The sequence below is a fragment of the Mitsuokella sp. oral taxon 131 str. W9106 genome, from assembly GCF_000469545.1.
Classification (GTDB): domain Bacteria; phylum Bacillota; class Negativicutes; order Selenomonadales; family Selenomonadaceae; genus AWVT01.
Genome location: NZ_KI273058.1, coordinates 304,987 through 317,225, shown reverse-complemented (window position 1 = coordinate 317,225; position 12,239 = coordinate 304,987). Strand labels below are relative to the sequence as shown.

At 59.0% G+C, this 12,239-nt stretch carries 15 protein-coding genes; 1 reads left to right on the top strand and 14 read right to left on the bottom strand.

Annotated elements, in window-relative coordinates:
* Positions 1 to 7: 7 nt before the first annotated feature.
* Positions 8 to 1,147: an efflux RND transporter periplasmic adaptor subunit gene (locus tag HMPREF1985_RS05925; protein WP_369758555.1), complete on the bottom strand. Its 1,140-nt coding sequence runs from the start codon at positions 1,145 to 1,147 to the stop codon at positions 8 to 10.
* Positions 1,148 to 1,388: 241 nt separating this feature from the next.
* Here HMPREF1985_RS05925 and HMPREF1985_RS05920 point away from each other — a divergent pair, with 241 nt between their 5' ends.
* Positions 1,389 to 1,829 (top strand): MarR family winged helix-turn-helix transcriptional regulator, encoded by a 441-nt coding sequence (locus HMPREF1985_RS05920; RefSeq protein WP_051349065.1) that lies wholly within the window; start codon positions 1,389 to 1,391, stop codon positions 1,827 to 1,829.
* Here the strand turns inward: HMPREF1985_RS05920 and HMPREF1985_RS05915 are convergent.
* The 13 genes from HMPREF1985_RS05915 to HMPREF1985_RS05855 all read right to left on the bottom strand — a co-directional run bounded on the left by HMPREF1985_RS05915 (position 1,826) and on the right by HMPREF1985_RS05855 (position 12,217).
* Positions 1,826 to 2,632, bottom strand: a complete 807-nt coding sequence (locus HMPREF1985_RS05915) for an MBL fold metallo-hydrolase (protein ID WP_021771615.1) — start codon at positions 2,630 to 2,632, stop codon at positions 1,826 to 1,828. The genes HMPREF1985_RS05920 and HMPREF1985_RS05915 overlap by 4 nt on opposite strands.
* A 30-nt stretch (positions 2,633 to 2,662) precedes the next feature.
* Positions 2,663 to 3,382, bottom strand: coding sequence for a ribonuclease III (gene rnc / locus HMPREF1985_RS05910; protein WP_021771614.1), 720 nt, complete (start codon positions 3,380 to 3,382; stop codon positions 2,663 to 2,665).
* A gap of 3 nt (positions 3,383 to 3,385) precedes the next feature.
* Positions 3,386 to 4,630 (bottom strand): beta-ketoacyl-ACP synthase II, encoded by a 1,245-nt coding sequence (gene fabF, locus HMPREF1985_RS05905; protein WP_021771613.1) that lies wholly within the window; start codon positions 4,628 to 4,630, stop codon positions 3,386 to 3,388.
* 42 nt (positions 4,631 to 4,672) lie between these two features.
* On the bottom strand, positions 4,673 to 5,617 hold the full coding sequence (locus tag HMPREF1985_RS05900) for an NAD(P)H-dependent flavin oxidoreductase (RefSeq protein WP_040637205.1): 945 nt from the start codon (positions 5,615 to 5,617) through the stop codon (positions 4,673 to 4,675).
* 108 nt (positions 5,618 to 5,725) lie between these two features.
* Complete coding sequence (locus tag HMPREF1985_RS05895) at positions 5,726 to 5,956, bottom strand: acyl carrier protein (protein ID WP_021771611.1); 231 nt, start codon at positions 5,954 to 5,956, stop codon at positions 5,726 to 5,728.
* 39 nt (positions 5,957 to 5,995) lie between these two features.
* Positions 5,996 to 6,739 carry a 3-oxoacyl-[acyl-carrier-protein] reductase gene (gene fabG / locus HMPREF1985_RS05890; RefSeq protein ID WP_021771610.1) on the bottom strand — a complete coding sequence of 248 codons (744 nt, stop codon included), beginning with the start codon at positions 6,737 to 6,739 and terminating at the stop codon, positions 5,996 to 5,998.
* A gap of 1 nt (position 6,740) precedes the next feature.
* Positions 6,741 to 7,682, bottom strand: coding sequence for an ACP S-malonyltransferase (gene fabD / locus HMPREF1985_RS05885; protein ID WP_021771609.1), 942 nt, complete (start codon positions 7,680 to 7,682; stop codon positions 6,741 to 6,743).
* A gap of 71 nt (positions 7,683 to 7,753) precedes the next feature.
* A complete protein-coding gene (gene fabK / locus HMPREF1985_RS05880; protein WP_021771608.1) occupies positions 7,754 to 8,701 on the bottom strand; it encodes an enoyl-[acyl-carrier-protein] reductase FabK in 948 nt (315 codons plus the stop codon).
* On the bottom strand, positions 8,701 to 9,708 hold the full coding sequence (locus tag HMPREF1985_RS05875; protein ID WP_021771607.1) for a beta-ketoacyl-ACP synthase III: 1,008 nt from the start codon (positions 9,706 to 9,708) through the stop codon (positions 8,701 to 8,703). The genes fabK and HMPREF1985_RS05875 overlap by 1 nt, the downstream gene beginning before the upstream one ends.
* Positions 9,701 to 10,720, bottom strand: a complete 1,020-nt coding sequence (gene plsX / locus HMPREF1985_RS05870) for a phosphate acyltransferase PlsX (RefSeq protein WP_040637203.1) — start codon at positions 10,718 to 10,720, stop codon at positions 9,701 to 9,703. The genes HMPREF1985_RS05875 and plsX overlap by 8 nt, the downstream gene beginning before the upstream one ends.
* 46 nt (positions 10,721 to 10,766) lie before the next feature.
* On the bottom strand, positions 10,767 to 11,327 hold the full coding sequence (gene fapR, locus HMPREF1985_RS05865; RefSeq protein ID WP_021771605.1) for a transcription factor FapR: 561 nt from the start codon (positions 11,325 to 11,327) through the stop codon (positions 10,767 to 10,769).
* A 164-nt stretch (positions 11,328 to 11,491) separates the two neighbouring features.
* Complete coding sequence (gene rpmF, locus HMPREF1985_RS05860; protein WP_021771604.1) at positions 11,492 to 11,671, bottom strand: 50S ribosomal protein L32; 180 nt, start codon at positions 11,669 to 11,671, stop codon at positions 11,492 to 11,494.
* Positions 11,672 to 11,692: 21 nt separating this feature from the next.
* Positions 11,693 to 12,217 (bottom strand): YceD family protein, encoded by a 525-nt coding sequence (locus tag HMPREF1985_RS05855; protein WP_021771603.1) that lies wholly within the window; start codon positions 12,215 to 12,217, stop codon positions 11,693 to 11,695.
* Between the last annotated feature and the right edge of the window lie 22 nt (positions 12,218 to 12,239).

Genomic DNA, 12,239 nt, shown 5'->3' with positions numbered 1-12,239 from the left:
CGCCCCCTTACTCCGGCTTCGCATTGACCGCATTATCATCATACGGCGTCACGTCCGAACGGAGGGAGAAGCCCATGTCATCCGCCGTCACCTGCGTGACCGCGAGATCCACACCTTCCCGCAAATTGGTAAGCCCCTCGACAATGACATTGTCACTCGCCGAAATGCCGTCCTTGATGATGTAGTAGCTGCCGACCTTCTGTCCGAGCGTGACGGTGCGCGCTTCGCTCTTGCCGTCTTCGCCGACGACCATGACGAACGATTTGCCGAGCATCTGCTGCACGGCGCGCTGCGGCACGAGGAGTGCGTTCGGCACCGTCTCACCCGATAGCCTGACGCGCGCGAACATGCCGGGGAGCAGCAGCCCATTCGGGTTCTCAAAGAGTGCCTTGAGCTTCAGCGTGCCCGTCTTCTGCGCAAGCGACCGATCCGTCTCCACGATCTGCCCGTCGAGCGGGTAGACCGAGCCATCCGAAAGCGTCAGCGAGACAGTGAGCGGCTGTCCCTGCACGCCCGCCTGTGCCTGACGGATATTCATGAACTTCAGGTACTCCGTCTCAGAGATGCTGAACTCTGCATAGACGGGGTTCGAGGAGCCGATCGTCACGAGGTTCGTATTGCCTGCCGAGGCAAACGTGCCGACCGCGACATCGTCGACGGCAAGCTGTCCCGAGAGCGGCGCGTAGATGACCGTGTCATCAAGGTCCTGCCGCGCCTTCTGCAAAAGCGCCGCATTGGCGGATGCCGCTGCCGCGTAGGCATTGACGTTCGCCTGCTGCGTCGTCACCGCCTGCTCCGAGATCGCATCTGCCGCGAGGAGTTCCTGATCGCGGTAGAGGTCGGTCTGCGCGTTGCCGAGCGTCGCCTCCGCCTGTGCGAGCGTCGCCTGCGCTGAGAGCACGGCCGACTCGTACTGGCGCGAGTCGATGCGGTAAAGCGGCTGCCCCGCCGACACGTGCTGACCGCCCTTGACGTACTTCTCGACGATATTGCCGGAGACCTTCGACTGGACCTTGACCTCGTCCTTGCCCGTGATCTGCCCCGCGTACTCGCTCGTGATCGGCGTGTCCTGCTGAATGACCGCCATCGCTTTGACCTGCGTCGCACGCGCCTGCTGCGCCTGCTGGTCGCTGCCGCAGCCTGCCATATAAACGGGGGCGGAGGCGATGAGCCCTGCGAGAACCAAGGCGTTCAGTTTCCTGTTTCGCTTAAAAAACAAGCAGATAACCTCCCAACTGATTTGAATGCCATACTTTTGAATGCCATACATCGTTTCCAAAACGAAAACTTGCAACCTATATGCAAGACAAATAGTAAATAAATATTTACTATCGGCGAAACCTATAGTATATTATATTCAAGGAAAAGTCAATAAAAAGGAGATGCCTATGCCTGCGGATGCAAAAGAAACAGATCTTTCAAGCCAATTTATCGAAATGCTCATGACGATACATAATAATTTCTATCGGCAGACACAGATTCCGCTGCCGCTCAACCAGTTCGCCGTGCTCGTTGCCGTGCGCAGTGAAGCAAAAGCGTCCATCACGCAGATTGCCGAAAACCTCCGCGTATCCAAGCAGCAGATGACGGCGATCATGGACAAGCTCCTCGCGGCAGGCATCGTCGCCAAAGAAAAAGACCCTTCCGACCGCCGTTGCTGCCTTGTCAGCCTAACGCCAAAGGGTGAGGCTGTCCTTGCCGAGCAGGACGAAAAGGTCAAAACGCGGCTCAACGAACGCCTTGCCGCACTGTCCTCCGATCAGCTTGAAACGTTCCGCCAGAGTCTGACGACCGTGACCCAAACCATCGATTCGATGTTCCCTGCTTAAAGTGTGATGACATCGAGGTCGTCGGGCACGTAGACCGTTCCGTGGAAGTATTCCCTTGCCTCCGCGCTGTAGTCCGCTTTGCGCGTCGCAAGTGTCTTATCCTCCGTATGGTAGAGGACGAGATTCTTGACGCCGAGATCTTCTGCGAGCTCGCTCGCTTCCTTGACGGTCGAATGATGCTTCTCGTACGGATGGAACCGATCACGGTCACCGTACTTGCAGAACGCCTCCGCCATCAAATAGTCCGCCCCCTTTGCATAGCGCCCTGCATGCTCCTGATACGGCTCGTCGCCGAGGCAGACGAGCCGTATTCCGTCTGCAAACCGGAGCTCATATCCGAACTGTTTTGCCTTCGTCGAGAGGATATCGAATGCCGTGAGCGCAATGCCTGCAAACGAAACCATCTGTCCGTCCGTCATCTCATGGAGAAAGATGCCGTCTCCGATACGCGCAAAATCCTTTTCCTTGAGCGTGAGCTCCGTCATTGTGAGCAGCATGCTGCGCACGACGTCATGGCAGTAGACGTGGAACTCGCCCTCATACCTGCCCTTGTTCATGAGGTCGGCTATCTTGCGCATGACCCATATAACGCCGAGAACGTGATCCGTATGGCCGTGCGTCACAAACATGTGATGGCATTTTCCGTAGTCGAACCCCGCGCGTTCAAACTGGCGCAGGATCGTGTTTCCGCCGCCTGCATCCGTTAAAAAAAGATTTCCGTCATCGAGCTCGATATAAAAGCAGGTATTGTAGCACTTCGTGACCATCGCATTGCCTGTACCGAGCATCGTAAGCTTTCGCATGCTCCCCACTCTCCTCTTCCTGCCGCTTCCTTATCTGGCTTCGAGCGTCTCAAGCGCCTGCTGCGCGGCGCGCTGCTCTGCTTCCTTCTTGCTGCGCCCCGTTCCCGTGCCGAGCACTTTGCCCGTCACGCGCACGCAAAACGTGAACGACTTTGCATGGTCGGGGCCATCTTCCGCGACGAGCTCGTAGCCGATGCGCTGATTCCCCTTTCGGAAGACGTATTCCTGCAGCATCGTCTTGTAGTCCCGAAACGCTTCGCCGCGCTTGGCGAGATGGAATGCCGGCGCAAGCTCGCGCATGACGTATTCCCGTGCCGCTTCCCAGCCTTGATCGAGGTAGATCGCGCCGATGACGGCCTCGAATACGTCTTCGAGATTCGTCTGCCGCGTGCGGCCGCCGCTCATCTCCTCGCCATGTCCGAGCAGCAGGTAGTCCCCGAGCCCGAGCCCGTCCGCGAGACGCGCGAGTGTCTCCGAACACACGACACTCGCGCGCGTGCGCGTGAGCTCGCCCTCCGGCATGTCCGGGAAATGCTCGTATAGATACGTGCTCGATGCGAGTTCGAGCACGGCATCGCCGAGGAATTCCAAGCGCTCATTGTGGGGGATCGTTCGCCTCTCCTCATTTGCGAAGGACGTATGCGTAAGCGCCTGATTCAAAAGCTCGAGGTTCGAAAATTGAACCTCGAGCTTCTCTGAAAGGCGGTGCAGCTCTTTTTCCCGCGCAGGAGAAAGTATCGCCTGTTCCATATCTTACTCCGCGTACTTCTTCATGACAATGCACGCATTGTGTCCGCCGAAGCCGAAGTTGTTGGAAATCGCAGCGCGAACCTTCTTCGCCTTCGCCTTGTTCGGCACGTAGTCGAGATCGAGTCCCTCGTCGGGCGTCTCGTAATTCATCGTCGGCGGGAGCATGTCCTTTTCGACTGCAAGCGCCGTCGCGACCGCTTCGATGCCGCCTGCCGCGCCTAGGAGGTGTCCCGTCATCGACTTGATCGAGGAGACCGAGACATCCTTTGCCGCCTCGCCCCAAATCTTCTTGATCGCGAGCGTCTCCCCTTCGTCGTTGAGATGCGTCGACGTGCCGTGTGCATTGACGTAGTCGACTTCCGCCGGCGCGAGTCCCGCATCGTCCAGCGCAAGCTTCATGCACTTCGCCTGATAGGCACCGCCCGGAGCCGGGCTCGTGACATGGTAGGCATCGGAGTTCATGCCGTAGCCCACGAGCTCCGCATAGATGTGCGCACTGCGTGCCTTCGCGTGTTCGAGACTCTCGAGCACGAGAAGGCCAGCGCCTTCGCCCATGACGAAGCCGCTGCGGTTCTTGTCGAACGGGCGCGATGCATGTGCGGGATCGTCGTTGTGATCCGAACAGAGCGCCTTCATCGCAGCGAAGCCCGCGACGGCTGCTTCGCTGACCGCTGCTTCCGTTCCGCCTGCCAGCATCACATCCGCCTCGCCCTGCTGGATGAGGCGGAATGCATCGCCGATGCTGTTCGTGCCCGATGCGCAAGCCGTGACGATACAGGAAGACGGGCCGTGCAGCTTGAACGTGATCGCGACCTGCCCTGCAGCGAGGTTCGCGATCATCATCGGAATGAAGAACGGCGAGATGCGCGACGGTCCCTTCTCAAAGAGCTTCTGATAGGAGACGTGCATCGTGCGGATGCCGCCGATGCCCGTACCGATGTACGTGCCGATGCGGTCGTGGTCTTCCGCATCGAGATCGAGCTTCGCGTCCTCGATGGCAAGCTTTGCCGCCGCGACAGCGAACTGCGCATAACGATCCATGCGCTTCGATTCCTTCTTGTCGATGTACGCCGTCGGATCGAAGTCCTTGACCTCGCCCGCAATCTGCGCCGTGTAGTCCGTGGGATCAAAATGCGTGATCCTGCCGATGCCGTTCCTGCCCTCCATCAGCGCATCCCAAAACGCACCCTTGCCCGTGCCAATCGGTGTGATGGCGCCAAGCCCTGTAATGACAACGCGATTTTTCAAAACAAAAGACTCCTCTCTATGATTTGTGTCGTAAGCCCGCCCTCAGTTCGCCTCGGCGACCTCTGCGAGCAGGTATGCAAAAATCTCGTGGACAGACAAGACCTTGTCGATGCGCGGCAGGTACTCGCCTGTAAAGACGAGTCCTGTCTCGACATCCCCCTGCTGTGCGCGAATGAGCGACCGGATGATGCAGAAGTTGTGCTTGCATGCCTTGAGGCATGAATCGCACTGCTTCGGAGGGACGGGACCTTCCATGATGCGTGCCGAGAACGGCGTGCGCACGGCACGTCCCGGAAGTCCGACCGGGCTGTGAATGATGACGACATCCTCCGGCTTCGACTTCAAGTAGTAATCCTTTAAGGCGGGCGCCGCGTTCGACTCTTCCGACACGGCGAAACGCGAGCCCATTTGGACGCCGCTCGCGCCCATCTTTATCATATCAACGATGTCTTGGCCATGCAGGACGCCGCCCGCCGCAATGACGGGAATCCGCACCGCTGCGCTCACGTCTGCGACAAGGTCGCGCACCGACGTGTCGGTGCCGAGGTGCCCGCCGGCCTCCTTGCCTTCGAGCACGATCGCGGACGCGCCAAGACGCTCTGAAATTTTCGCTAATTTAACCGAGGAAACAATCGGGACGATCGGCGTTCCGGATTCCCTGCCAAGCGCGAACATATCGCGCGAAAAGCCTGCGCCTGCAACGACGAGATCGATGCCTTCGTCGATGGCAGTCCTGACGACTTCAGCAAAGTCACTAGCTGCTACCATGATATTGATGCCGATGATACCAGACGTAAGGGAACGTGCGAGCCGGATTTCATAGCGCAGTTCGTCATGAGACATGCCAGATGCCGCAATGAGGCCGATGCCGCCCTCATTCGCAACTGCTGCTGCCAGTCTTGCCGTCGAGAGCCGGATCGCCATGCCGCCCTGTTGAATGGGGACGCGTGCGACCTTGCTCCCAATCTTCAGCTCGGGAAGTTTCACAGTTACTCCTCCAATCAGCCAACCTAGGGGAACCGCCTGTACAAGCGTTTCCTTTAGAAAATCCCGCGAAGTAAGCTTCACGGGATTTTCAAAAGGTAAGGCGTATCCTTATTTGTGCTGGTCAATGTAGTTGACTACATCCTGAACCGTCTTGATCTTTTCCGCAGCCTCGTCCGGAATTTCAATATTGAATTCCTCCTCGAAAGCCATGATAAGCTCAACAATGTCCAACGAGTCAGCGCCTAAGTCATCGATGAAAGTGGAATTGATTGTCACCTCGTCTGCCTCGACGCCGAGCTGTTCGACGACGATATCACGAACCTTGTCAAAAGTTGCCATGAAGTTTCACCTCCTTCAGTTGGTATCTTTTCGGTTATATCACATGACCATGCCGCCGTCCACATTGACAACCTGACCCGTAATATAAGCTGCTGCGTCGGATACGAGAAAGAGCACCGCATTTGCGACGTCCTCCGGCTCGCCCATGCGTCCGAGCGGAATCGCGCCAACAAGCTGCTCGCGAACCTTGTCGGAAAGGACGGCTGTCATGTCGGTCTCAATGAAGCCAGGCGCGACCATGTTGACCGTGATGCCGCGTGCGGCAAGCTCCTTTGCCGCCGACTTCGAGAAGCCGAGGATGCCGGCTTTCGCCGCCGCGTAGTTCGTCTGTCCCACATTGCCCATGAGCCCGACGACGGAGGTCATATTGACGATGCGGCCGCTACGCTTCTTCATCATGATCTTCGAGGCAGCTTTCGTGCAGAGGTATACTCCTCTGAGATTCGTCGCAAGAACCGCGTCGAAATCCTCGTCCTTCATGCGCATCAGAAGTCCGTCACGCGTAATGCCGGCGTTGTTGACGAGAATGTCTACCGTGCCAAAGGCCTTGACCGCCGCATCGAACAGCGCAGCGACCTCGTCCGCATTGGCAACATCCGCACGGACGCATACAGCCTCGCTGCCGGCCGCCTCAACGGCTGCCTTCGTCTCTTCTGCCGCTTTCGCATTGCCCGCATAATTGACGACGACCTTTGCGCCTTCTTTCGCAAGGCGGAGCGCTACTGCGCGGCCGATCCCTCGGCTCGCGCCCGTTACCAGCGCTGCCTTTCCATCTAAAAGCATATTAGCGAACCTCCCCGAAATAGTCAAGCGTTTTTTGCAAGCTTTCGAGATTTTCAACATTCTGGCTCTTGAGTGCTTTGTCGATACGGCGGTTGAATCCGCAGAGCGTCTTGCCGGGACCAGCCTCGACAAACGTATCGGCGCCGAACGCCTTCATCGCCTCGACGCAGGCGATCCACTTGACGGGATGGTCGGCCTGCGCGATGAGGTTCGCCTTGATTTCCGATGCCTTCGTCTGGAGCTTGCCCGTGTAGTTCGCGACGACGGGGAACGACGCGTCGCGCATCTCGGTCTTATCGAGCTCTGCCGCAAGCTTTTCTGCCGCCGGTTTCATGAGCGTCGAATGGAACGGCGCCGATACGGGCAGGATGACTGCTTTCTTCGCGCCCGCTTCTTTCAGGAGCCCGACCGCCGCTTCGACGCCCTTCGTGCTGCCTGCGATGACCGTCTGCCCGGGGCAGTTGAAATTGACCGCTTCGACTGCTCCCTGTGCCGCTGCCTTTGCGCATGCGTCGAGAATGACATCATCGGAAAGGCCGATGATCGCCGCCATGCCGCCTTCGCCGACGGGAACGGCTTCCTGCATGAACTGTCCGCGCTTATGCACGAGAAGAACGGCATCCTGGAAATCCATGACGCCTGCCTCGACGAGCGCGGAATACTCGCCGAGGCTATGCCCGCCCGCTACGTCGGGGCGGATCCCATTTTCCTTCAGGATTTCGCCCGCAATGACGCTGACCGTCAAAATGGCAGGCTGCGTATTTGCCGTGAGCTTCAGATCCTCTGCGGGCCCGTCAAAGCACATATCCATGATGGAATAGCCAAGTGCCTCATCCGCCTCCCTGAATAGGCGTTTCGCCACGTCGTAACGATCAAAGAAATCCTTGCCCATGCCGACTGTCTGCGCTCCCTGTCCCGGAAACACGAATGCGAGTTTGCTCATGCGATCTACCTCCTAGCTTCGGGTGTCTTTTCGATCGGTTCGATATATTATGATAGCAATACGGTAAAATCTTATTTGCAGTCGGCCTGAATCGCCGCAATCGCATGCGGAAGCCCTGCGACGATCTCCTCGATGATCTCCTTGACGGGTTTGATGTCGTGGAGCATGCCGGAGATCTCGCCGATCATGACCGAGCCGTTATCGACGTCGCCCTCATGCGTCGCGCGATGGAGCGAACCGACGCCGAGCTGCTCGAGCTCATCCTTCGATGCGCCCGCCGCTTCCATCTCCTCGTACTTGCGCGAGAGCTTGTTCTGCAGCACGCGTGCCGGATGCCCGAGCGAACGTCCCGTGACGACCGTCGAGCGATCCTTCGCCTTCAAAACCATCTTCTTATAGTTCGGATGCGCGATGCACTCTTCGCTCACGACGAAGCGCGAACCCATCTGGACGGCCTTTGCGCCGAGCGCAAACGCCGCCGCCATGCCGCGCGAATCCGCGATGCCGCCCGCACCGATGACGGGGACGTCAACCGCATCGACGACCTGCGGCACGAGTGCCATCGTCGTGATCTCGCCGATGTGCCCGCCAGACTCCGTGCCCTCCGCGATGACGGCATCAACGCCGCCGCGCACGAGACGCTTCGCGAGTGCGACCGAAGCGACGACGGGGATGACCTTCGAGCCGATCGCCTTGAGCGCAGGAATGTACTCGCCTGGGTTGCCGGCGCCCGTCGTCACGACGCGGACGCGCTCCTCGACGACGACCTGCATGACTTCCTTTACGAACGGGCTCATGAGCATGACATTGACGCCGAACGGCTTATCCGTCCAGCCCTTGCACTTCTGGATCTCCGCACGAAGGACATCGGGCGGCATGTGCCCCGCGCCGATGATGCCGAGTCCTCCCGCATTCGATACGGCAGAGGCGAGTTCCGCCGTGCCGATCCATGCCATGCCGCCTTGGAAAATCGGATATTTGATGCCCAGTAGATTGCAGATAGGATTGTTTTCAAACATCAGAGTATGTCCTCCTTAGCCCATTTCATGATGCACGATGCCCAGGTCAGCCCCGCGCCAAAGCCGGCAAGTGCGATGGTATCGCCCTTTCGGAAGCGGTGTGCGTGCGCCGCCTCCGAAAGGGCAACGGGTATCGAGGCTGCCGACATATTGCCGTAGCGCTCGATGTTGACGACGACCTTTTCCCGCGGCAGACGAAGGCGCTTTTCCGCCGCTTCCAAGATGCGGATGTTCGCCTGGTGCGGCACGAGATGATCGATCTCTTCCTTCGTCATGCCGCAGCGCCCGAGCGACTTCTCGACCGTCTCCCCCAGAATCCTGACGGCGAAACGAAAGACTGCCTTTCCGTCCATGTGGACGAACTGATCGCCCGCATGCAGGCGCTGCTCCGTCATAGGATGCAGGCTCCCGCCCGCGGGAATCGCGAGCGCATCGCCGCCCGCTCCGTCACTTCCGAGATCGAAGGCGAGCACGCCGAGCCCATCCTCCACGGGGCCGTAGAGCGCCGCGCCCGCTCCGTCGCCGAAGAGGACGCATGTATTGCGGTCGGTCCAGTCGATGACCTTCGAGAGCGTTTCCGCGCCGATGACGAGCACGTGACGGTACACGCCGGTCTCAATGAACTGGCAGGCGGTCGCGGACGCGTAGACGAACCCAGAGCACGCTGCCGAAAGGTCAAACGCCGCCGCATGCTTCGCACCGAGCGCATCCTGCAGGCGGCATGCCGTCGAGGGGATGATCTGATCGCCCGTCAGCGTCGCGACGATGATGAGATCGACTGCTTCCGCCGCCATATTCGCGTCTTCGAGCGCCATGCGTGCCGCGCGCAGCGCGAGATCGGATACCGGCTGGTCGGCTGCTGCCTTCCGCCGCTCGCAGATCCCCGTGCGCGTGCGAATCCACGCGTCGCTCGTATCCACCATGTTTTCAAGATCGAAATTCGTCACCCTGCCTTCCGGCACGTACCACCCGGTTCCGAGGATGCCTGCATTCGTTTGCTTATTCATGATTGGTTGCGATCTCCTCCTTCGCCAGCGTGTCGCGGATATGCCCGAGGACATCGCTCCGCACATAGTCGTTCGCCACGCCGATCGCGCTGCAAATGGACTTCGCATTCGATGAGCCATGACTGATGATGCAGCAGCCATTGACGCCGAGAAGCGGTGCACCGCCGTACTCCGTCACGTCCAGCCGCTTTCCGAGCTTCTTGAGCGTCGGCATCAAGAGAAGTGCGCCGAGCCTGGCGAGAATGCCGCCATCCTTGATCGCTTCCTTAATGAGCTTCAAGATGGTCTTCGCCAGTCCCTCTGCAAATTTTAGCACAACATTGCCAACAAATCCATCACAAATTACGACGTCAAAGTTCCCCTTCGGCACATCACGCCCTTCGGCATTGCCGCAGAAGTTGATCGTGCGCATCGTTTTTAAGAGCGCGTACGTCTCCTTGGCCTGCTCATTGCCCTTCGTCTCCTCTTCGCCGATGTTGAGGAGTCCGACGCGCGGCGACCTGACGCCGAAGACGTACTCCGTGTAGAGGGATCCCATGATGGCGCCCTGCACGAGGTGTTCGGGCCTGCTGTCGACATTCGCGCCCGAATCCATGAGGAGCGTGACGCCCTTCGGCGTCGGCATCGGCGTCGCGATCGCAGGGCGGCCTATGCCCTTGATGCGGCGCAGGATGAGCTGCGCTGCCGTGACGGCTGCGCCCGTGCTGCCCGCCGAGAGCACCGCGTCACAGACGCCGTCTTTCACGAGGCGCGTCGCAACGACGACCGATGCGTCCTTCTTCGTGCGGACGGCATCTGCCGGATGCTCCCCCATCGCGATGACCTGCGACGCGTGATGGATGGATACGCCAAGCTTCTCCCATCCCGTCTCATGGGAAAGAACCTCTCGTATCCTTGCCTCGTCTCCGACGAGAATGATCTCACAATCGTACTTCTTCGCCGCACGCACCGCACCGAACACGATTTCCCGCGGAGCAAAGTCGCCGCCCATGGCATCGACTGCAATTTTCACGAACCAAGCCTCCTCATATTATCCACCCAAGCGGAAACACCGCGTCTCAACGCGCGCCCCACGAAGCCATGATGAACTTCGCACGGAAGACTTCCTGCGTATCATTTCGCGTCTTGACCCAAACGAAGTGCTTATTGCCGCGCACGCGGATGATCTCCGCCCGCGCGACGAGCTTTTCCCCAATGCGAACAGGCACCTCGTACTTGACATTCGCAACGCCCGTCACCGCCATCGGCGCATCGATGACGGCGAGCGCGAGCGAGCTCGCCTGCGAGAACATGTACGTTCCCTTTGCGATCTGCGTCTTCGCGAAGACCATGTCCTCCGTGATGCGCAGAAGCGATATGCCGAAGTGCCCGAGGTCGAGATCGAGGATCTCGCCGATGACCTCTTCGCGCCCGATCGACTTGACCTTGTCCTGCGCCTTTTCCGCCATGCGCCGGATGCGTCCGCGAAGCTCCGGGATGCCGAGCTCAAGGCGGTCGAGACGTATCGTCTGGATGCTGACCGACAGGTTCCGCGCGAGCTCTTCGTCCGTCAGGAACGGTTTCTCCCGAAGCTGCGCCAAGAGCTGTCCGTGACGTTCCTTCTTCCTTGTGCGCGCCATGCGACCCCCCCCCTCGCGGCAGGCCTCCAAAATTAGTACCTGTTTTTATGATCTCGTATAGTGCCTCATTATATGTGCTTTTCCGTAAAAAAGCAAGCACGAAATACGAATCAATCAATACCACTTACGAAAAAAGCAGGACGTACATCCTGCTCAAGTCTCCTTTATTCCTCTGCCGTGACGACCTCCCTGCCGTCATAGTAACCGCACTCTGGACAAACATGATGCGGCATTTTCGGCTCGTGGCACTGCGGGCACGAAACGAATCCCGGCGCCGTCAGCTTCCAATTCGCGCGGCGCCGGTCGCGGCGCGCCTTGGACGTCTTGCGCTTTGGTACTGCCATTTGCTACACCTCCTCGTCTCATCACTCGTCTCTCTGCTGCCATAGATCGCGAAGCGCGGCGAGACGCGGATCCAAAACACTTCGGTCACAGCCGCAGTCGCCCTCGTTGAGGTCGGCGCCGCAGACGGCGCAAAGCCCCTTGCAGTCCGGCTTGCAGAGCTTGCTGAGTGGCTGCGCGGCGAGGATCGTATCGCGGACAAGGCTGGAAAGATCGATCGCGTCGCCCGTGAAACCGTTCGCGTCCTCATCCGCATCTCCCACCGCTCCGTCATCTGTACGCTGAAAATCCTCCGAAAAGGGATGTTCCTGCGCCTCCATGCAAGGCTTCAGGCAGCGATCGCAGTCAAATGACTTCGTGCAGCGAATGATGCCTTCCGCACGATAGTGCCTTCCGGTATAGGATACGGTTCCCAAAACGGCAACCGTCCCTTCGATGCGGTAATCCGCTGCGCCGATGTCAAGGGATGCTGCATCGCGCTCGAACGAAAATGGAGCTTTCTTTCCCGCATTGGCTGCCAAATCAGCAATATTTACTTGCATCAACATCAACCTCGCTTCATTATAGCGG

Excerpts from the sequence above, each read along its gene's own strand:
- rnc (WP_021771614.1), bottom strand. The coding sequence starts at position 3,382 with ATGGAACAGGCGATACTTTCTCCTGCGCGGGAAAAAGAGCTGCACCGC.
- HMPREF1985_RS05895 (WP_021771611.1), bottom strand. The coding sequence starts at position 5,956 with ATGGCAACTTTTGACAAGGTTCGTGATATCGTCGTCGAACAGCTCGGC.
- fabD (WP_021771609.1), bottom strand. The coding sequence starts at position 7,682 with ATGAGCAAACTCGCATTCGTGTTTCCGGGACAGGGAGCGCAGACAGTC.
- HMPREF1985_RS05915 (WP_021771615.1), bottom strand. The coding sequence starts at position 2,632 with ATGCGAAAGCTTACGATGCTCGGTACAGGCAATGCGATGGTCACGAAG.
- fabK (WP_021771608.1), bottom strand. The coding sequence starts at position 8,701 with ATGTTTGAAAACAATCCTATCTGCAATCTACTGGGCATCAAATATCCG.
- rpmF (WP_021771604.1), bottom strand. The coding sequence starts at position 11,671 with ATGGCAGTACCAAAGCGCAAGACGTCCAAGGCGCGCCGCGACCGGCGC.
- HMPREF1985_RS05925 (WP_369758555.1), bottom strand. The coding sequence starts at position 1,147 with ATGGCAGGCTGCGGCAGCGACCAGCAGGCGCAGCAGGCGCGTGCGACG.
- fabG (WP_021771610.1), bottom strand. The coding sequence starts at position 6,739 with ATGCTTTTAGATGGAAAGGCAGCGCTGGTAACGGGCGCGAGCCGAGGG.
- fapR (WP_021771605.1), bottom strand. The coding sequence starts at position 11,327 with ATGGCGCGCACAAGGAAGAAGGAACGTCACGGACAGCTCTTGGCGCAG.
- HMPREF1985_RS05920 (WP_051349065.1), top strand. The coding sequence starts at position 1,389 with ATGCCTGCGGATGCAAAAGAAACAGATCTTTCAAGCCAATTTATCGAA.
- HMPREF1985_RS05855 (WP_021771603.1), bottom strand. The coding sequence starts at position 12,217 with ATGTTGATGCAAGTAAATATTGCTGATTTGGCAGCCAATGCGGGAAAG.
- HMPREF1985_RS05875 (WP_021771607.1), bottom strand. The coding sequence starts at position 9,708 with ATGAATAAGCAAACGAATGCAGGCATCCTCGGAACCGGGTGGTACGTG.